Source organism: Streptomyces globisporus, from assembly GCF_003501885.1.
In the GTDB taxonomy this organism is placed as follows: domain Bacteria; phylum Actinomycetota; class Actinomycetes; order Streptomycetales; family Streptomycetaceae; genus Streptomyces; species Streptomyces globisporus_D.
Map to the genome: position 1 here is coordinate 1 of NZ_QWFA01000120.1, position 19,091 is coordinate 19,091.

19 protein-coding genes and 1 pseudogene are annotated in these 19,091 nt (G+C 73.6%); 8 read left to right on the forward strand and 12 right to left on the reverse strand.

The window, feature by feature from the left end; translation table 11 throughout:
- Positions 1–175: 175 nt before the first annotated feature.
- On the reverse strand, positions 176–772 hold the full coding sequence (locus D3105_RS21755) for an ankyrin repeat domain-containing protein (RefSeq protein WP_118904764.1): 597 nt from the start codon (positions 770–772) through the stop codon (positions 176–178).
- A 32-nt stretch (positions 773–804) separates the two neighbouring features.
- Positions 805–1,362, reverse strand: a complete 558-nt coding sequence (locus tag D3105_RS21760) for a GlcG/HbpS family heme-binding protein (RefSeq protein WP_006125584.1) — start codon at positions 1,360–1,362, stop codon at positions 805–807.
- A gap of 244 nt (positions 1,363–1,606) precedes the next feature.
- Between D3105_RS21760 and D3105_RS21765 the strand changes: the two genes are divergently transcribed.
- From D3105_RS21765 to D3105_RS21785, 5 genes are all read left to right on the forward strand, one after another.
- A complete protein-coding gene (locus tag D3105_RS21765) occupies positions 1,607–2,995 on the forward strand; it encodes a sensor histidine kinase (protein ID WP_425315750.1) in 1,389 nt (462 codons plus the stop codon).
- Positions 2,992–3,636 (forward strand): response regulator, encoded by a 645-nt coding sequence (locus D3105_RS21770; RefSeq protein WP_118904765.1) that lies wholly within the window; start codon positions 2,992–2,994, stop codon positions 3,634–3,636. The genes D3105_RS21765 and D3105_RS21770 overlap by 4 nt, the downstream gene beginning before the upstream one ends.
- Positions 3,637–3,719: 83 nt before the next feature.
- The gene (locus D3105_RS21775) at positions 3,720–4,133 is read left to right on the forward strand and encodes a hypothetical protein (RefSeq protein ID WP_118904766.1); all 414 of its coding nucleotides are present in this window, start codon (positions 3,720–3,722) and stop codon (positions 4,131–4,133) included.
- A gap of 256 nt (positions 4,134–4,389) precedes the next feature.
- Complete coding sequence (locus D3105_RS21780) at positions 4,390–5,235, forward strand: hypothetical protein (protein WP_118904767.1); 846 nt, start codon at positions 4,390–4,392, stop codon at positions 5,233–5,235.
- A 100-nt stretch (positions 5,236–5,335) separates the two neighbouring features.
- Positions 5,336–5,833 (forward strand): hypothetical protein, encoded by a 498-nt coding sequence (locus tag D3105_RS21785; protein WP_118904768.1) that lies wholly within the window; start codon positions 5,336–5,338, stop codon positions 5,831–5,833.
- Positions 5,834–5,852: 19 nt separating this feature from the next.
- Here the strand turns inward: D3105_RS21785 and D3105_RS21790 are convergent, their stop codons facing one another.
- Positions 5,853–6,536, reverse strand: a complete 684-nt coding sequence (locus D3105_RS21790) for a pentapeptide repeat-containing protein (RefSeq protein ID WP_206272837.1) — start codon at positions 6,534–6,536, stop codon at positions 5,853–5,855.
- Between the two features lie 103 nt (positions 6,537–6,639).
- On the opposite strand from D3105_RS21790, the gene D3105_RS21795 reads away from it, so the two are divergent.
- Positions 6,640–7,860 carry an NAD(P)-binding protein gene (locus D3105_RS21795; RefSeq protein WP_118904769.1) on the forward strand — a complete coding sequence of 407 codons (1,221 nt, stop codon included), beginning with the start codon at positions 6,640–6,642 and terminating at the stop codon, positions 7,858–7,860.
- Positions 7,861–7,934: 74 nt separating this feature from the next.
- A pseudogene (locus D3105_RS21800) lies at positions 7,935–8,216 on the forward strand (alcohol dehydrogenase catalytic domain-containing protein); the annotation flags it as partial.
- Positions 8,217–8,295: 79 nt separating this feature from the next.
- On the opposite strand, the gene D3105_RS21805 reads toward D3105_RS21800, so the two are convergent.
- Positions 8,296–8,784: a GNAT family N-acetyltransferase gene (locus D3105_RS21805; RefSeq protein WP_118904771.1), complete on the reverse strand. Its 489-nt coding sequence runs from the start codon at positions 8,782–8,784 to the stop codon at positions 8,296–8,298.
- A gap of 30 nt (positions 8,785–8,814) precedes the next feature.
- A complete protein-coding gene (locus tag D3105_RS21810) occupies positions 8,815–9,723 on the reverse strand; it encodes an aminoglycoside phosphotransferase family protein (RefSeq protein ID WP_118904772.1) in 909 nt (302 codons plus the stop codon).
- A gap of 170 nt (positions 9,724–9,893) precedes the next feature.
- Here D3105_RS21810 and D3105_RS21815 point away from each other — a divergent pair, with 170 nt between their 5' ends.
- A complete protein-coding gene (locus D3105_RS21815) occupies positions 9,894–11,294 on the forward strand; it encodes an NAD(P)/FAD-dependent oxidoreductase (protein ID WP_118904773.1) in 1,401 nt (466 codons plus the stop codon).
- Positions 11,295–11,298: 4 nt separating this feature from the next.
- Here the strand turns inward: D3105_RS21815 and D3105_RS21820 are convergent, their stop codons facing one another.
- The 7 genes from D3105_RS21820 to D3105_RS21850 all read right to left on the reverse strand — a co-directional run bounded on the left by D3105_RS21820 (position 11,299) and on the right by D3105_RS21850 (position 18,825).
- Positions 11,299–11,949 carry a class E sortase gene (locus D3105_RS21820; protein ID WP_118904774.1) on the reverse strand — a complete coding sequence of 217 codons (651 nt, stop codon included), beginning with the start codon at positions 11,947–11,949 and terminating at the stop codon, positions 11,299–11,301.
- A gap of 120 nt (positions 11,950–12,069) precedes the next feature.
- Positions 12,070–13,743 (reverse strand): FAD-dependent oxidoreductase, encoded by a 1,674-nt coding sequence (locus tag D3105_RS21825; protein WP_118904775.1) that lies wholly within the window; start codon positions 13,741–13,743, stop codon positions 12,070–12,072.
- Between the two features lie 9 nt (positions 13,744–13,752).
- Complete coding sequence (locus tag D3105_RS21830) at positions 13,753–14,667, reverse strand: AurF N-oxygenase family protein (RefSeq protein WP_118904776.1); 915 nt, start codon at positions 14,665–14,667, stop codon at positions 13,753–13,755.
- A gap of 225 nt (positions 14,668–14,892) precedes the next feature.
- Positions 14,893–15,684: an ABC transporter permease gene (locus tag D3105_RS21835; RefSeq protein WP_118904777.1), complete on the reverse strand. Its 792-nt coding sequence runs from the start codon at positions 15,682–15,684 to the stop codon at positions 14,893–14,895.
- Positions 15,681–16,700: an ATP-binding cassette domain-containing protein gene (locus tag D3105_RS21840; RefSeq protein WP_118904778.1), complete on the reverse strand. Its 1,020-nt coding sequence runs from the start codon at positions 16,698–16,700 to the stop codon at positions 15,681–15,683. Before D3105_RS21840 ends, D3105_RS21835 begins: the two co-directional genes overlap by 4 nt.
- 590 nt (positions 16,701–17,290) lie before the next feature.
- Positions 17,291–18,181, reverse strand: a complete 891-nt coding sequence (locus tag D3105_RS21845) for a DUF4097 family beta strand repeat-containing protein (RefSeq protein ID WP_118904779.1) — start codon at positions 18,179–18,181, stop codon at positions 17,291–17,293.
- A 119-nt stretch (positions 18,182–18,300) separates the two neighbouring features.
- Positions 18,301–18,825, reverse strand: coding sequence for a toxin-antitoxin system HicB family antitoxin (locus D3105_RS21850; protein ID WP_118904780.1), 525 nt, complete (start codon positions 18,823–18,825; stop codon positions 18,301–18,303).
- Between the last annotated feature and the right edge of the window lie 266 nt (positions 18,826–19,091).

The following is a 19,091-nucleotide window of genomic DNA, read 5'->3' on the forward strand; positions in this document are numbered from 1 at the left end:
GTGCGGCCCTCGGGGGTGCGGGAGGGGTCGGGGGTCGCCACGGCGCCGGTCGAGGCGGACGGCGCGTCCGGGGCGCCCGGGTCCGCTTCCGTGGTGCCGGTGGCGCAGCCGGCGAGCAGGGCGGCGGCGATGAGGGCGAGGCCGAGGCGGGCAGCGCGCGGGCCGCCGGTGCCGGTCATGCGGCGGCCCGCAGCTGGGCGGCCGGCTCGGCGAAGCCGCGTCGTTCGGCGTGGGCGAGCGGGGTCACCCCGTCGCCGTCGGGCAGGTCCGGGCTCGCCCCCGCCGCGAGCAGCAGCTCCACGACCTGCCGGTGCGCCAGGCCGCCCTCGCCGAGGATCACCGCCTCCAGCAGGGCGGTCCAGCCCAGCCGGTTGACGTGGTCGACGTCGATGTCGGTGACCCGCAGCACCTCCCGTACGTACGCGACATGGCCGCGTTCGCTCGCCGGGATGAGGGAGACACCGCCGAACCGGTTGCACAGGGTCAGGTCCGGGCCGGCCGGCAGCAGCACGTGCAGCATCGCGGCGCTGCCGGTGACCCCGGTGGCCAGCCACGGGGAGTCCTCGCGCCGGTCCTGAGCGTTCGGGTCGGCCCCGGCGGCCACCAGCAGCCGGGCCGCCTCGACGTGGTCGCCGAGGACGGCGAGGAGCAGCGGCGTACGCAACTCCTCGTCGCGGACGTCGACCCGTGCCCCGCCCTCGATCGCGGTGCGCACGCGGTCGGTGTCACCGGTGCGTGCGGCGGTGAGCAGGTCGTGATCGAGGGCGTTCATGGGTACTCCGTTCGTCGGTCGTGCGGGCGTGACTACCGGGCGAGCGAGGCGACGCCCGCCTGGGCGAACTTCTCGTCGAGGTCGCCGCTGGGCGCGCCGGCCACGCCGATGCCCGCCACCGGGGCGCCCTTGACCTGGACCGGGGCACCGCCGCCGAGGAACAGGGTGCCGGGGATGTCCTTGAGGTTCGGGGCCTGCTCCAGGCGCTTGACCAGCTCGGAGGTGGGGGCGTTCCAGGAGACGGCGGTGTACGCCTTCTTCACCGCGGACTCGGGGGACTGCGGGCCCGCGCCGTCGCCGCGCAGGGAGACGATGGTGTTGCCGTTGCGGTCGACGACCGCGACGGAGATCCGCTGGTTCTCCTTCTTCGCCGCGTCCAGCGTGGCCTGCGCGGCCTTGGTGGCGGCGGCGACGGTCAGGTGCGTCGTCTGCTGGAGGTTGCGGTTGTTCGTGTCGGCCTTGACCGCGGCGGCGGGGGCGGCGGCCGGGGAGGAGGCGCTCGCGGACATCGCGCCGAACGTGCCGGCCCCGAGGGCGGCGACGACGACGGCGCCGGTGACGACACGGGTGCGCAGCGACAGCTTCTTCATGGTGGCTCCTTGGTGATCCGGGTCGGCCCGGTGGCTTCGAGGAGCGAGGCGGTCCGGAGTGGTCCGGGCGTTTCGCTCTGGTATCGATCCTCCCGGCGGAACCGGCCCCGTACGGTCGACGTACCGGCTGGAAGCGGCGGGCGGGACGGTCGACGCCCCCGTCAGCCGATCGGTTGATGCGGGGGTGGCCGGATCGGGTCACCATGGAGGGGTTTACGCAGGTCAGCGACGGAACGTGAGGTACGTGGTGGAGCACCGCAGCGGTTCGCCCGCCCACGGCACCGGCGCGGACGTCGGTGGCCGGTCCGGCGGGCCCGGCGGGCCGGTCGACGGCGATGCAGAGGGCTCCGGGATCTCCGGGTCCGAGGCCGAGGGCTCCGGGATCGCCGGTTCCGCGGCCGGGGCCCCCGAGGTCGCCGGGTCCGACCCCGACGCCCGCTGGCTCGCGCTCCTCATGCACGCCGCGTTCTTCCTGCTGCTCGACGCCTCGCTGACCCGGTTCCTGATGCGGCACCCCGGCGAGGCCCGCACCCCGTGGATCATCGCCCTGTCGATCAGCCTGGCGGTGCTGTACCTCCTGGGCCCCGTCCTCGGCTCGCGCCCCACCCCGCGTCGGCTCGCCTGGCTCGCGGTGCTCGTCGTCGTCTGGATGGTGCTGGTCGTCCTGGCGCCGAGCTTCGCGTGGTGCGCGGTGCCGTTGTTCTACACCGGGCTGCGGATCCTGCCGCCACGTGCGGCCCTCGCCCTGGTCGCCCTGCTCACCGTGCTCGTCGTGGCCGCGCAACTGCGGCTGGCCGACGGGTTCGACCCGAACCTGGTCCTCGCCCCGCCCGCCGTCGCCGCCGTGGCGACCGCGGTCTTCGTCCATATGCAGCGCCAGGCGGTACGCCAGCGGGAACTGGCCGCACGTCAGCGCGAGCTGATCGACGACCTGCTGCGGACCCGGCGCGAACTGGCCGCCACCGAACGGCGCGAGGGGACCCTCGCCGAGCGCCAGCGGCTCTCCATGGAGATCCACGACACCCTGGCGCAGGGCCTGTCCAGCCAGCAGATGCTGCTCCAGGCGGCCGACCGCACCTGGAGCGCCGACCCGGACGCCGCCCGCCGCCACGTCCGTACGGCCACGGGCATCGCCGAACGCAACCTCGCCGAGGCCCGCCGCTTCGTCCACGACCTGGCCCCCGCCGACCTGGCGGAGGGCGGCGGCCTGGAGGCGGCCCTGCACGCGCTGGCGGCCCGCGAGAGCGCCCAGGCGGAGGGCGCGCTCACCGTCCACTGCCATGTGGAGGGCACCCCGCACGCCCCGCTGCCGGACCGGGTGCAGTCCGCCCTGCTGCGCATCGCCCAGGGAGCCCTGGCCAATGTGCGGGAGCACTCCGGGGCGAGCGCCGCCGGGCTGACCCTGACCCACCTCGACGACCGGGTGGTCCTGGACATCGGCGACAACGGCCGGGGCTTCACCGCCGAGCACGGGGGCGTACGCGGCGCCCGTACCGTACGCGGCCACGGGCTTCCGGCGATGCGGGCCCGGGTGCGGCAGCTCGGCGGAACGCTCACCATCGAGTCGGCGCCGGGCGAGGGCACCGTGCTCTCCGCAGAGGTTCCGCTCACCACCACGGAGGACCCCCCATGACCGAGGCATCCCCGTCCCCCGCCCGCGTACGCATCCTGCTCTGCGACGACCACGCGGTCGTGCGCGCCGGGCTGCTCGCGCTCCTCGGGAGCGAACCGGACATCGAAGTCGTCGGCGAGGCGGGCAGCGGCGAGGAGGCCGTGGTGCTCGCCGCCCGACTGAAGCCGGACGTCGTCCTCATGGACCTCCAGCTCGGCGAGGGCATCGACGGCGTCGAGGCGACCCGCCGCATCGCGGCCGGCGGCACGGTCCACGTCCTGGTGCTGACCACGTACGACACCGACGCCGACATCACCCGCGCCATCGAGGCGGGCGCCACCGGCTATCTGCTGAAGGCGGAGCGCCCCGAGGAACTGTTCGCCGCGATCCGGTCCGCCGCCCAGGGCCGCACCACGCTCTCCGCCCCCGTCGCCAGCCGGGTCATGGCCCGGATGCGCAGCCCCCGCCCCAGCCTCACCGAACGCGAACGCGACATCCTGGCCCAGCTCTCCCAGGGCCTCGGCAACCGGGACATCGCCCGCGCCCTGTTCATCAGCGAGGCCACGGTCAAAACCCACCTGGGCCGGATCTACGACAAGCTCGGCGTCGACACCCGCGCGGGCGCGGTGTCGGTGGCGAAGGAGCAGCGGCTGCTGCCGTAGAACACGGGCACGGGCACGGGCACGGGTGATGTCGCGGAACATTCGTCCAGGACAGGAGCGTCGGATTCGGCGACCGTGGAGGCATGCGCAGACATCACGTGGGCGCCGCCCCCTTGGACCGCGATGCCGAGAACGGCTGGGAGGTCACCGGCCTCCTCGGCGGCACATCGCTGGACGGCGTCCGGATGGCCGGATTCCGTGACGGCGCGGGGGCCGGACTGGACATGCAGGTGCTCCCCCAGCCCGCCCTGGTCGCCGTCCTCGCTGTCGGGGAGGCCCGGATGACGGTGGAGAGCGCCTACGGGCCCCGGCCCCTGAGGAGCTTCATCGCCTCGCTGTCGCCCGGCCCCGCCCGTATCCGGGGCGCGGGCAGGAACGCCGGTGATGTCGCCCTGGCCGGCGGATACGCCGACCAGTCCCACCTCCATCGCGATGTGCCGGCCCTGACCGGATGCACCCCGGGAGCGCTGGCCGGCAGGGCCACGTCCGCCGGCTGACCCGTACCCCCGTCACCACGCCCGGCCCCGCACAGACGTGCCCGCGCGGGTGCACGTACGCGCCCGAACGAGAAGAACCAAGAGCACCGTTCGCCCTCATCGAGGCCGTGGCCGCCTGACGGGAGGGGCGGGGCAGCCCTGGGGGGCCGGCCCCCCAGGGCCCGGCTCCGCGCCCCCGGGTGGAGTAGTGCTGCTGGCACGGGCGGGGCACTGGGCGGAGGCTGGGAGCGGGCCCGAACGGAAGCGGGGAACGCCCATGGCCGAGGACGCTCCGCCCCGGTCCGCCGACCTCAAGGGCGGGCCGGGCCACACGGTCCTGCTGGCGCTGCTCCTCGCGGTCCCGGTGGCGAAGGTCGCGTACACCGTCGGGGGCGGCGGCGCGGCCCGGGACGTGTTCGTCGGCATGGAGCCCGCGAATTGGCCGGACGTCCTGATCGGCATGGTGCTCACCGATCCGCTGCTCGCCTCCGTGCTGGCCGTCGTCGTCTCCCGGGTGGTGTTCGCGCTGTTCGCGGCGCGCGGCGCGGTCCCGAGGGGCGGCGGCTTCCTGCGGGCGCTCGAACGGACGGCGCTGACCCTCGCGAACCCGGTCGCGGTGGGTGTGGTCGACGCGTGCTTCTTCGGGCCCTGGTGGGGTCTGGGCACCGGGCTCGCCGCCTACGTGCTGCGCAAGGGCGTCGTGGTGGAGTACCTCACCGGCCGACGACGGACCCACGGACACCGCGCGAAAAGCGGCGCACACCCCGTCGCGGCGGGCGGGACGCCCCCCGGCCCGACGGGCGCTCCGCACCACGACGGCCACCGGCCGCCCCCGTGGCTGCGCCGGGCCGCGGCCTTCGAGCAGTGGGTGGCCCTGGGGCTGACCGCCGTCGCGCTCCCGGTCCTGGCGTTCGTCTCGGCGCTGGACGGACAGGCCTGGACCTCGATCGTCCGCTGCGAGGTCACCGATGGATCCCGGACCGAACGCGAGCGCCTGATCGAGCTGAGCCGCAAGGGCAACGGCGTGGTGGGCTGGAACCTGGACGCCCGCGAGATCTCCAACGGCCAGGGGTGCACGGGCGAGGAGAGCCTGTACGTACGCGAGCCCTGGTGGCGCTCCTGACCCCGGCCGACCGGCCGGCGGGCGAGGAGGTCACCGGGGTCACCGGGGTCACCGGGGTCACCGGGGTCACCGGGGTCACCGGGCATGACACCATCGATCCGTGCTCGACATCGGCTACTCCCTCTCCCGTCGCTTCCCCGATCCCCCGCAGACCGACTACCGCCGCGCGGACGTCCGGGCGCTGCGGCACGATCTGTTCTCCGGCGACGTCTACCTCGCGGACACGAAGGCGGACCGCGAGCTGTCCACAGCCTGGGGATGGGTGCCGGTGCTCGACTTCGCGTGGGCGCTCTGCGACATCGTCGAGCAGATCGACCGGGACCCGCGCGGCAACCGCTCGCACCGGCGGCAGTACGCGGAGCTGGATTTCACCGAGTCCTCGGACGTCATGATCTTCGAGCGGCGCTTCGGCTGGGTCGACATCGAGGCGGACTGGATGCCCGGCGACGAGCCGCCGCTCACCTTCAGCCACTCCCTCCTGCGCCGCGAGGCCCGCGACTTCCTGCACGACCTGATCGCCGACCTGGCCGACCTGCACGACGGCCTCGCCGACAACCCCGTGATCTGGGACCTCCAGGCCCGCTTCCCCCGTATGTGAGGCGTGAGGACGACCGCCCTCACGCCTCCACCCGCACCCCGATCTGCGCCGCGAACGCCGGAGCCAGCTCCATCAGCTGCGCCGGGCTGATCACCGCGCCCGCCAGCCGGTCCACCCCCCGGGCGATGTCCAGCTCGGCCACCGTGCGCAGGTCCACCGACTCCATCCGGGCGCTGCTGAAGTCCGCCCGCTTCAGCACGCAGTCCCGGAACTCGACCCGGACCAGGTGCGCGTCCCCGAAGTCCGGCTCGGACAGCACGCAGCCCTCGAAGACGACGTCCTTCAGCCGGGCCTTGCGCAGATTCAGGTAGTCGATCTTGCCGCCCCGCACCACCACCCGCTCCAGCACCGCACCGTGCAGCTGCACCCCGCCCAGGCGGGCGTCCACCACCTCCACGTCCCGCAGCGACGCCTCCGCGAGGTCCGTGCCCACGCCCCGTACGCCCGTCAGCACCGCGTCGATGAAACGGGCCCGCGCCAGCTCCGCCCGGTCCAGGGCGCAGCCGTCCAGGGCGCAGTCCATGAACCGGGCTCCCCGGCCCGAGGCGTCCGTCAGGTCCACCCCGTCGAACCGCACCCCGTCGTAGTCCCCGTCCGGCTCCAGGCCGTCCCCGTCCCACGGAACGAGCGGGGGCAGCCGCACCTCCGGCCGCCGCGCCGCCGTCACGCCCGTGGTGCTCTTCTTCCTGCCGCTCACTGCCATGCACCCCATCGTGACGCACACCACTGACAACGCCGCGCCGCCGATGTCACAGGCCGCCGTCCCCGATCCGTCGCATCATCAAAGAAGCGAAGGAGATCCAGCCATGGGAAACACGGAACACCCTGGGTACACGGGACACATCCACGTCGTCGGCGGCGGCCTCGCCGGACTCACCGCCGCGATCACCGCCGCCGAGTCCGGTGCGCGCGTCACCCTGCACGAGGGCCACCGCAGCCTCGGCGGCCGGGCCAGGACGGCCGAGGGCCCGTACCGCACCAACGAGGGCCCGCACGCCGTGTACCACCGCGGGCCGTTCGGCACCTGGTTGGCCCGGCGCGATCTGCTCGGCCCCGTCGTCTCCGTGCCACCCCTCGAAGGGCTCCGCTTCCGCTTCCGGCGGGCGGGGGCCCTCCGCAAGCTGCCGCCCGCCGCCCTGTTGCGGCTCTCCCGCCGCGACCCCCGCACCGCCCCGGTGGACGCCACCTTCCGGGAGTGGGCCACCGGCCAGGTCGGCGAGGCCGGGGCCCGGGCCGCCGCGAACTTCGTCGCCGCCGCGCTCTTCCACCACGAGCCCGGCGCGCTCTCGGCCCGGTTCGTCCAGGAGCGCTTCCAACGGCTGACCTCGCTCCCGCCCGAGGCCCGCTACCCGGTCGGCGGCTGGGCCCGGCTCGTCGAGCGGATGGCCGCGCACGCCCGGGGCCTCGGGGTCGTGGTCGAGACGGGCGCCCGCGTCGACACCCGGACGCTCGGCGAGCTGGCCCGTACCGGACCGGTGGTCGTCGCCACCTCCCTCGACTCCGCCCGCACCCTGCTCGACGACGCCTCCCTCACCTGGGAGAGCGGCCGCACCGTCCTGGTGGACCTGGCGGTCCGCACCCGGCGCGGCGACGCGTTCATCGTGTCGGACCTGGACACGCCCGGCTGGCTGGAGCGGTTCACCGCCCAGGACCCCTCGCTCGCCCCGGCCGGCGAACAGCTGCTCCAGGGCCAGTTCGCGATCGGCCCCGACACCCGGCGGGCGGAGGGCGTCGCCCGCGCCGAGGCCCTCCTCGACCTCGGCTTCCCCGGCTGGCGGGAGCGCACCGCCTGGCGCGTGGAGGCCCTCGCCGACGGCCGTACCGGAGCCGTCGACCGCCCCGGCACCACCTGGCGGGACCGGCCCTCCGTGGTCCGGGGCGACGACGTCTTCCTGGCGGGCGACCAGGTCGCCGCCCCCGGACTCCTCAGCGAGGTCTCCTTCACCAGCGGTCTCGAAGCCGCGATGCTCGCCGTGAAGGCCGCCGCACAGCGCTCCGGATCCGGGGTTGACCTCAACCGGACCTGAGGTACGACGGTGGGGGACACGGCCCGCCGCAGCGGTGGGCGAGACCGCCAGGACCGTGACCCGGGGAGCCCGTCATGCACGCCGTACGCCTTCACGCCTTCGGCCCCGCCGAGAACCTCGTGTACGAGAGGACCGAGGACCCCGTCCCCGGCCAGGTCCGGATCGCCGTGGCCGCGGCCGGCGTGCACCTCTTGGACACGGTCCTGCGGGAGGGGGAGGCGGGCCCCTTCCCAGCCCCCGTCGGCCTGCCCACCGTCCCCGGCCGCGAGGTCGCCGGGACCGTCGATTCGGTGGGCGCCGGCCGGCTGCGCCCCGCCGTCCAGCGCTTCCCGCTCGCCGAGGCCGCCGCCGCACACCGCGCGCTGGAGACCCGGGGCACGGTGGGCAAGGTGGTCCTGGAGCCGTAGTCGACCGGGACCTCGCCTACGACAGGCCCTAGTGAGCACCGCCGCCCCCGAGGCTCGCCAGCGCCCCGTCCGTCAGCCGGTACACCGTCCACTCGTCCTGCGGCCGGGCGCCCAGCGACTCGTAGAACGCGATGGACGGGGCGTTCCAGTCGAGCACCGACCACTCCAGCCGCTCGTACCCGCGCTCCACACAGATCCGTGCCAGCTCCGTCAGCAGCGCCTTGCCGTGGCCGCCGCCGCGCCGCTCGGGGCGGACGTACAGGTCCTCCAGGTAGACGCCGTGCACCCCGCGCCAGGTGGAGAAGTTGAGGAACCACAGGGCGAACCCGATGACCTCGCCGCCGTCGTCGTCGGCCGTCGCCACATGCGCGTACGCGGCGGGCCGGTCGCCGAACAGGGCCTCGGCCAACTGCTCCTCGGAGGCGACGACCTCGTCGAGGGCCTTCTCGTACGCGGCGAGTTCACGCACGAGGGCGTGCAGGACGGGAATGTCGTCGGGTGTGGCGATACGAATCATGGGCGCAGCGTAGACAGCCCGCCGCCGTCCTCACCGCCCCAGCAGCCGCCGCGCGATCTCCGCGTGGTCGGGGGCGAGCCGGACCTCCCCCTCCTCTGCCCCCCACAGCCCGTTCTGGAGCACCCTGCCCAGCGTCCAGGCCCGCGCCCGCTCCCGCTCCAGGCCCAGGGCCTCCGTCAACGCGTCGAACCGCCACACCACCTCGTCCGCGTCGAAGAGGTTGTCCAGCGCCGGGAACAGCTCGAAGCCCGGATCCCCCGCCAGCGGCTTCGGGTCCAGCGCGATCCACTCCCCCGCCCGCCCCGCGTCCGCGCGCCCGGCCAGGATGTTGTCGTAGTGCAGGTCCCAGTGCAGCAGCCGGTCCCCCGGCTCGCCCGCGACCTCCCGTACCGCCGCCGCGCAGTCGGCGAGCAGCCGCCGGTCCGCCGCGTCGGCCAGCAGGCCCACCCGCTCCGGCGCCTCGGCGAGCATCCGCTCCGCCACCCCGCCCAGCGTGCGCAGCCCCTCGGGCGCGGGCACCGCCACCAGCCGGGCCAGCACCGAGCCGAGGACCTTGACCGCCTCCCGTACGTCGGTCGCGCCCGACAAGGGCCGCCGCTCGTCGAGCCGTTCCAGCAGCAGCGCACCGCTCTCCGGGTCGTGGTCGAGCAGCTCCACCGCCCCCGCGCCCGCCGCCGACCAGGCCCGCAGGGCGACCGGTTCGCCCTGCGTCTCCTCGTCCACCGCCTGGAGCTTCAACGCGGCGGGCCGCCCGTCCGCCTCCCGCACCACCGGCAGGACCAGCGCGCACATCCCGTACATCGACGGGCCGTCCGGCCTCAGCCCCCACCGCTCCAGCAGCCTCGCGGCGAGGTCCGGCAGCCCGGCGACGAAGGCCCGCCCGGCCGCTCCGTTGAAGCGGGACTGGGTCTCGGCGAGTTCCTCGGGGATGTCGATCACACAGCCGATCCTAGGGAGGGGCGGGCTGCGGGGAGGAGCGAATTCTGGGGCCGGAAGGGCGCAGGAGGTCAGGGACCGGAAAGGCCCAGGAGACGAAACGGCCCCGCGCGCAGTAACGTCCCGCCACACGTACGCTCGGCATCTCACCGGACAGGGACACCAGGGGCATCATGAGCACCGTCAGTACCGTCGTCGGCGGCATATCGTTCTGGTACGCGCAGGAGGGCACCCCCGCCCCGCGCGAACCGCTCCCCGGCGACACCAGCGTCGACGTCTGCATCGTCGGCGGCGGCTACACCGGCCTCTGGACGGCGTACTACCTGAAGAAGGCCGTCCCCTTCCTCAACATCACCGTCCTGGAGGCCAAGTTCTGCGGTTACGGGGCCTCCGGCCGTAACGGCGGCTGGCTGTACAACGGCATCGCGGGCCGCGACCGGTACGCCAAGCTGCACGGCCACGACGCCGCCGTACGGCTCCAGAAGGCGATGAACGAGACCGTCGGCGAGGTCGTCAGGACCGCCGCCGAGGAGAAGATCGACGCGGACATCCACCGGGGCGGCGTGCTGGAGGTGGCACACACTCCAGCGCAGCTCGCCCGGCTCAAGGACTTCCACAGCGTCGAGATCGCCTTCGGGGAGACCGACCGGGTCCTGCGCGGCGCCCGCGAGACCGCCGAGCGCGTCCACGTGACCGGGGCCGTCGGCTCCACCTGGACCCCGCACGGCGCCCGGCTGCACCCGGCCAAGCTGGTCAAGGGCCTCGCGGACGCGGTGGAGGCGCTCGGCGTGACGATCCACGAGTCGACGCCGGTCACCGAGATCAAACCCAAGCACGCCGTCACCCCGTACGGCACGGTCCGCGCCCCGTACGTCCTGCGCTGCACCGAGGGCTTCACCGCGAGCCTCAAGGGCCAGAAGCGCACCTGGCTCCCGATGAACTCCTCCATGATCGTCACCGAGCCGCTGCCCGCCCGGATCTGGAACGCGATCGGCTGGGAGGGACGCGAGACCCTCGGCGACATGGCCCACGCCTACTTCTACGCCCAGCGCACCGCCGACGACCGCATCGCGCTCGGCGGCCGCGGCTACCCGTACCGCTTCGGCTCGGCCACCGACAACGACGGCCGCACCCAGCCCGCCACCGTCACCGCCCTGCGCGACCTGATGGTCCGGCTCTTCCCCGTCACGGCGGGCGTCCACGTCGACCACGCCTGGTCGGGCGTCCTCGGCGTCCCGCGCGACTGGTGCGCCACCGTCACGCTCGACCGCTCCACGGGCCTGGGCTACGCGGGCGGATACGTCGGCTCGGGCGTCGCCACCGCCAACCTCGCCGCGCGCACCCTGCGCGACCTGATCCAGCAGGACTCCGGCCAGGCGGGCCCCACCGACCTCACCACGCTGCCCTGGGTGAACCACAAGGTCCGACGCTGGGAGCCCGAACCCTTCCGCTGGCTCGGCGTCCACGGCATGTACGCGGCCTACCGGGCCGCCGACCGCCGCGAGACGACCTCGCCACGCCCCGGCACGGACCCCGTCGCGAAGGTGGCGGACCGTATCGCGGGCCGCCACTGAACTGCTAGGACTTCTCCTCCGCCACCAGCACGCCCACCTTGTCGATGCGGTGCTCGGGGTTGCCGAACTCGTCCCGCCAGAAGTTCCCGGCCGCGTCGTCCTCGGGGGTCGCGCAGGTGGAGACCGTGATCATCGCCCGGGTCGGCTCCTCCCCCGGCTTCCCCGGCACCTCGGCCCGCTGCTCGGCGAGCGAGCGCTCGCTGCGGAAGGAGGTCTGCCGGGTGGCGGTGATCTCGTAGGTGTAGCGGGTGCCGTCCTCGGTCACCCGGACCACATCGCCCTTCTCCACCTCCGGCAGCTCGCGCAGCACCCCTCCCGCGCTCAACCGGTGGGCGGTGACGAGGTAGTTGCCGACATCGCCCGGTCCGACGCCGCCCTGCTCCCCGTACGGGCTGGCCGCGACGCCCCGGTCCTGGATCCGGCTGCCGGGGCGGTCGTCGGTGGTCCCCCCGTACGGCACGACGTCCAGGTCCTCGACGCCGATGGCGGGGATGGCGAGGACGGCGACCTCGGTACGCGGGTCCGTCCGGTCGGCGGGGGCAGCGGCGGCGGTGCCCGCGCCGACGGTCAGCAGCACGGCGGCACCGGCACAGGCCGAGGCCCTGAGCGACGTACGGGTACGAAGGCGGCAGCGGCGGCGCATGAGCTTCCCCATCCAGGACCGGCTCCTGACCCATCCGGTCCCTGTACCTCCAGTACACCAGGACACCGCCGGGAGCGCCCGGGAAGCGGACCGGCGCCCGGGAGGTCCGCGGGCGCCGGTCCGGGCGTACGGTCAGCGGGTCAGGCGCAGCAACCGGCCCGCCCGGGCCGTGGCCACCAGCTCCTCGACGGTGGCGAGCTTCACCCGGGGCCGGCCGTCGCGCCGCCCCCGGTCCCGTTCGGCGCGGTCGATCGCGGCCAGGCCCCGGGCGTCCACGATCCGGCGGTTGCGCTGCCGGGCCAGACGCCGGAACGCCTTGGCGTCGCCCGCCGGCGCGGGCAGCTCCCCGGCGACCGCATCGGCCAGGAGCGTGCCGACCGTCTCCGCGGCGCACGTGCGGTTGGCGCCGATCCCGCCGGACGGCCCCCGCTTGATCCAGCCGACCACATAGCTGCCGGGCACCCCGGCCACCCGGCCGCCCTCGTGCGGAACGGTGCCCGAGGTCTCGTCGAACGGCAGCCCGGGGACCGGGAGTCCGCGGTACCCGATGGCCCGCAGCAACAACCCCGCACCCAGATCGGCCGTGCCGCCGTCGCCGTCCCCGCCGCCGTCCGTGACGCGTACGGAGCCCACAGCGTCGCCCTCGCCCCGGATCTCCACGACCTCGGAGTGGAAGCGGAGCACGATGCGGCGCTCACCGCCCGCCGGGGACTCGGCGGCCGTAGGGACCCGGGCGAGCCCCTTGAGCACCCCGGCCCGGTCACCCGCCCCGGCCGCGTCGATCGCCGCCGCCGTCCGCGGATCGTGGTCGTCCACCACCAGCTCCACGCCCGGCACATGCTTCAGCGCGAGGAGTTCGGAACGGGTGTACGCGGCGTCCTCGGGACCCCGCCGCCCCAGCACCACCACCTCCCGGACCCGGCTCGCCCGCAGCGCGTCCAGGGCGTGGGCGGCGATGTCGGTGGCCGCGAGCGCCTCCGGGTCGGCGACCAGGATCCGGGCGACGTCGAGGGCGACATTGCCGTTGCCGACCACGACGACCCGCTCGGCGGAGAGGTCGACGCCCTGCGCGACGGCCTCCGGGTGGGCGTTGTACCAGGCGACGAACGCCGTGGCCGACAGACAGCCGGGCAGCTCCTCCCCGGGCACCCCGAGCCGCCGGTCCGTGGAGGCGCCGACCGCGTAGATCACCGCGTCGTGGTGGGCCGACAGCTCCTCGGCCGTGACGTCCCGGCCCACCTCGATCCCCAGGTGCATCCGGACCCGGGGATGGGAGTGGAAGCGGGAGAAGGTGTCGCCGACCTTCTTCGTCGCGGGGTGGTCGGGGGCCACCCCGTACCGGACGAGCCCGCCCGCCACCGGCAGCCGGTCGATCAGGGTCACCTCGGCAGCGGTGTGCAGCAGCAGGTCCTGCGCCGCGTACATCCCGGCCGGGCCGGTGCCGACGACGGCCACCCGCAGCGGCCCGAAGTCGGAGGGCAGGCTCCGCTCGAAGACCGGCTCGCCCCAGGCGTGGAAGTTGGGCCCGTCGACCTCCGCCACGAGCGGTTCGGCACCTTCGTAGTAGGCGGCGTTGATGTCCGCGTACTCCCGCTGCCCGGCGGACAGCGAGTCCACCGGGAAGATCGCGTCCACCGGGCAGGCGTCCGCGCAGGCCCCGCAGTCGATGCACGCGCGAGGGTCGATGTGCAGCATCTCCGTGGAGCCGAAGGCGCGTTCCTCAGGCGTCGGGTGGATGCAGTTGACCGGGCACACGGCCACACAGGTGGCGTCGTTGCAGCAGGTCTGGGTGATGGCGTAGGTCATGGCCCCGGCTCAGATCAGGTTCGCGCGCTTGTAGAACGCGAGGGCGGGCTTGGTGAGCAGACGGGCGGAGGCCAGGAAGTCCATCAGACCCGAACAGCTGGACCGCATCATCGACTTGTGGTGCGCGTTGCTCTTCGCGGCGGCCAGCGCACGCCGCTTGTCGAGGCCGGCCTTCCGGTAGACCTCCGGGTTCACCATGCTGGTCACAATGAAGTACGAGGCGACGGCGACGACGAACGCGTTGATCTGCCGCCGCGCCCACCCCGCGCCCTCCAGCCGCTTGAGGGTCTCGTCCCGGGCGAACTTCATGTGCCGGGACTCCTCGACGACATGGATGTTGTTGATCGTGCGGACGAACGGCACGACCCGCTCGTCGCGCATCCAGTCCCGCTGCATCACGTCGAGGACCTCCTCGGCGACCAGGATCGCCGCGTAGGCCGCCTCGCCGAACGCCAGCGTCTTGAACGCCCGGCCCAGCTCCATCACCGCCCGGCGCGGCCGGTAGTGGGGCGCGCCCAGCTTCTGCGCGCCGCGCGCGAACATGATCGAGTGGCGGCACTCCTCGGCTATCTCGGTGAGCGCCCACTGGAACTCCGCGCCCGCCGGGTTCTTCATGTAGATGTCCCGCAGCACCATCTGCTGGAGGATCATCTCGAACCAGATCCCGGTACTGGCGACCGAGGCCGCCTCCTGCCGGGTCAGCTCCTTGCGCTGCGCCTCGGTCAACTCGCCCCAGTATGCGGTCCCGTAGAGACTGCTCCACTCAGGGCTCGCGCCGTGGAAATCCTTGTCCAGCGGCGTCTCCCAGTCCACCTCGGTGGCCGGGTCGTACGCCAGCTGCGCGGCCGAGTCGAGCAGCCGCCGCGCGACGTCGTCGCCCTCGGGACTTTCCTGGACCTTCGACGGAACGGTGCTGCCGGCCATACTGCGGCTCCTTGGGTCGAGTGCGGTGATCCTTGATCGTGGTGAGCTGCGGACGACGAGGTCCCTGCCGTACGGGGCGGCCGCGCCGGACCTGACACCGGCCGGGCGCCCACCCGCTTGTTAGACGCAAGGTATAACAAGGAGCCCGGGCCGCCTACCCCTCGGTAGAAATCGGCCCGGGACCTCACCACATCTCCCCACTCCGCCAAGGTCTTTTCGCGCCAACTACCGGGGATCCTGCGCGAACTTCGCAGTCGCCCAGAAATAGCCGAGAACCACGAGGCCGAGGCTCCAGCCGACGGCCAGCCAGCCGTTGTGACCGATCTCGGTGCCCAGCAGCAGACCGCGCAGGGTCTCGATCGCCGGGGTGAAGGGCTGGTACTCCGCGATCGGCCGGAACCAGCCCGGCATCGTCTCCACCGGGATGAAGGCGCTGGACAGCATCGGGAGCAGCACCATCGGCAGGGCGTTGTTGCCGGCCGCCTCCGCGTTCGGGCTGATCAGGCCCATCCCGACGGCGACCCAGGTGAGGGCCGCGGAGAAGAGCACGAGCAGCCCGAACGCGGCCAGCCACTCCAGGACCGTGGCGTCCGTGGACCGGAAGCCGATGGCCACCCCGACCGCGCCGACCACGACCACGCTCAGCACGCTCTGCAGCACGCTGCCGACGACATGCCCGACGAGCACCGAACCGCGATGGATGGACATGGTGCGGAAGCGGGCGATGATGCCCTCGCTCATGTCGTTGGAGACGGACACCGCGGTCCCGACCACGGTGGAACCGATGGTCAGGAGCAGCAGGCCCGGGACGATGTAGGCGATGTACGCGGAGCGGTCGGCTCCCGCGCCGCCGATGCCCGCGCTCATCACGTCGCCGAAGATGTAGACGAAAAGGAGCAGGAGCATGACAGGTGTGAGGAGCAGGTTGAGGGTGAGGGAGGGGTAGCGCCGGGCGTGCAGGAGGTTGCGGCGCAGCATGGTGGTGGTGTCGCGGGCGGCGAGGGTGAGCGAGCTCATCGGGCGTTCTCCTTGGGCTGGTTGTGCTGGGCGGGTACGGACCCGGGGGCGGCGGAGGTGGTGAGGGCGAAGAAGACGTGGTCCAGGTCGGGTGTGTGGACGGTGAGTTCGTCGGCCTCGATGCCGGTCGAGTCCAGCCGGTCGAGGATGGAGCGCAGTTCGCGCTGGCTGCCGTCGCTGGGGATCCGGAGTGCCAGCGCGTCGTCGTCACGGGCGGCCTCGTGCAGGGCGGAGGCGGCGGAGCGGTAGGCGTCCGGGGCGGTGAAGCGGAGCTTGACGTGTCCGCCGGGGACGATCCGCTTGAGTTCCTCGGCGCTGCCCTCGGCGGCGATCTTCCCGTCGTTGAGGACGGCGATGCGGTCGGCGAGTTCGTCGGCTTCTTCCAGGTACTGGGTGGTGAGGAAGACGGTCACTCCGTCGGCGACCAGCTCGCGGATGATGCCCCACATGGTGTGGCGGGAGCGGGGATCGAGGCCGGTGGTCGGTTCGTCGAGGAAGATGATCCGCGGCCCGCCGACCAGGGTCATGGCGATGTCGAGGCGGCGCTTCATGCCGCCGGAGTAGCCCGCGGCGGGCTTCTTCGCCGCGTCCACCAGGTCGAAGCGCTCCAGCAGTTCGGCGGTCACCCGCCGGCCCTCGCGCTTGGGCAGGTGGTGCAGGTCGGCCATGAGGAGCATGTTCTCCTCGCCGGTGATCAGCCCGTCGACGGCGGAGAACTGCCCCGTGACACCGATCGCGGCGCGGACCTTCTGCGGATCGGCGGCGAGGTCGTGACCGCCGACGCGGATCTCGCCGGAGCCGGCGCCGGGGGAGATGAGGGTGGAGAGGATCTTGACGGCGGTGGTCTTGCCCGCGCCGTTCGGGCCGAGCAGGGCGAAGACCGTGCCTGCCGGGACGGTCAGGTCGATGCCGTCCAGGACGGTCTTGTCGCCGTACGACTTCCGCAGCCCGGTGGCGGTGATCGCCTGCGTCGCGGCGTGGGCGGCACGCGGCGCGGAGGCTCGGGTGACAGTCATGCTGATTCCCTTTCGAGGGCGGTGAGTTGGGCGCGCGAGGTGGGGTGAGGTGGTGGCGGGCGAACCGCCCGGCGCAGGCCGGGGTGGGAGGCCGGGCCGACCCGAGTTGGGCTGCCGGGTGGTGCGGGGCGAGCCGGGCGGTGCCGGGGCGGTTTGGATCTGCCGGGTGGCACAGCCCCGAGCGGGCGTGGGGGCTGGGCGGACCGGTGCCGGGCGGCGCTGAGCCGCCGGCTGGTAAGAGGCCAAACGGGCCATGGCCCGTCGGGCTGATCCGGCCGGAGCCGGGCGGCGCTGAGCTGCCGGGTGGTACGAGGTCGCTCCGGGCCAGGCCCCGTCAGGCCGATCCGGCCGGAGCCGGGCGGTGTCGAGCTGCCGACAGTTGCGGGGCCGAACCCTGCGGTGCAGGGCCACGCCGGCCACGTCGGAGCGGAGTTGGGCGGCCGGGCCGAGCTGGGCGGGGGCGGGCCGTGCCGGCCTGGCCCGGGCGCGTCGGACCGGGCCGGGCGGGGCCGGTGGCGTCTGGCCAACGGATGGCGCGGGGCCGGCCTGGCCGGTCCGCGTCGGGCCGGCCCCGGAGGCCCGCCGCCAGGTCAGGCGCGGCGGACGATGATGTCGCCGGCCCCGCTCCGGGCATGCACCTCGACGGTCTCGTCGGAGTCCTCGGGACCCGCCGCGGTGCCGAGCGCGTTGCGTACGGTGCCGAACCTGGGGTTCAGGTCGAGCCAGGCGGCGGTCCCCTCGTGGATGCCCACTTCGAGGTCGCCGACCGACGTCCGCAGGGCGATCCGCCCGCGTCTCACGTCGCCGACCCGGATGCGGCCGTTGGAGGAGGTCGCCTCCACCCCGGCGTGAGCCACGCCGATCTCGATCCGGCCGTTGGCGGACTTGGCGACGACATCGCCGTGCACGACGCCCACGGAGACGTCGCCGTTGGCCGCGTTGACCTTCAACTCCCCGCCGATCTCGTCGATCTCGGTCGTCCCGTTGCCGTTCTTGACGACCGCCGCCCCGGCGACCGAGCCGATCTCGACCCGGCCCGAGCCGACGGCCTCGACGTTCCCGGTGGAGCGGGCCAGCCGGATGTCGCCGTGGTCGGTGGTGAGCTCGACGCCGGCCGCCTCGTCCACATGGACGTCGCCGAGCGAGGTCTTCAACCGCACCTCGCCAAGAGGCCCTTCGCAGAAGAAGCCGCCCAGCGCGGAGCTGCCCCGCACATCGGACCCGGCGGGCAGTTCGATGCTCACCACGACCGAGCCCGGCTTGCCGAACAGGGTCCGCTTCTTCGGGGTCCTGACGGTGAGGCGACCGCCCGAGCAGGAGACCTGGGTCTGCTGCACGGCACGTACGTCGTCCTGGTCGGCCCCGTTGCCCGGCAGCACCTCGACGACCGTGTCGGTGCGCTTGCCGGCGAAGACACGGGCGGTACCGGCGTCCAGCTCGACGACGGCGGAGATCGGCTCAGGGGTATCGAAAGAAGGCATGACGGTCCCGTCCTCTTGGCTCGGTGAGTTGATGAGCGATCAGCGATCAGCGACGATCGATGCGTTACGTCGGCCGGATCGGCGACCGGCCGGTGAAGCGAGGCGCGAGCTGCCGGCCGCTAGCGGACCCAGCCGGTGAAGCCGCGCCCGCCCGACTCCTTGCCCCGGCCCGGCACGCTCGGGCGCACCCCGCCGTCGAGGGCGACGGACACGGCCCGTACGAGCCAGGCGTTGACCGACAGGCCCTCCTCCGCCGCCGCACCCTCGGCGCGGCCCTTGAGGTGGGCGGGAAGACGGAGGTTGATCCGGACCATGGTGCCGTCGTCGGCCTCCGCGACGGGCGGCGCGGCCACGGCAGGAGACGCGACCGGTTCCCGCACCTCCCGCACCGGCTCGGGCGCCGGTGGCGGTGTCACCACGAACTCGGGATCGAGCCCGCGCAGCCGTACGTCGACCGAGCCGGGAGCCAGCTCCCGGGTGACATCGCTCATCGCCGCGGAGAGCACGTTGAGCAGGGTCAGCCGGGCAGCGGACTCCAGAGGAGCGCTGAGCCGCTCGGCAAGGGCACGGGCTTCGTCACCGCCGGCATCCGCGGCGACGGCGAGTTCCCGCCGGAGATGGTCGACGTAGGGGGTGAGGTCCATGACGCCATCATGGCACACAAGTGGCACCACGTCGAGCCACTTGGGCGCAGAAACCCCGGAAGCGCCACCGACCTGCACCTTCACAGCCAGCAACCCGACACTGGCACCACGCCAACCCCCCACCCAACCCCAGGATGGCGCCACATCGACACCTCATGGCACCATCACGGCGCACCAGCACCTCCGCGTGGCACACCCACCCCCGCCGCCCCACCGGATGTACTGACGCAAGCGCCCCACGCACGGCGCACCACCCGCCCCAGCAC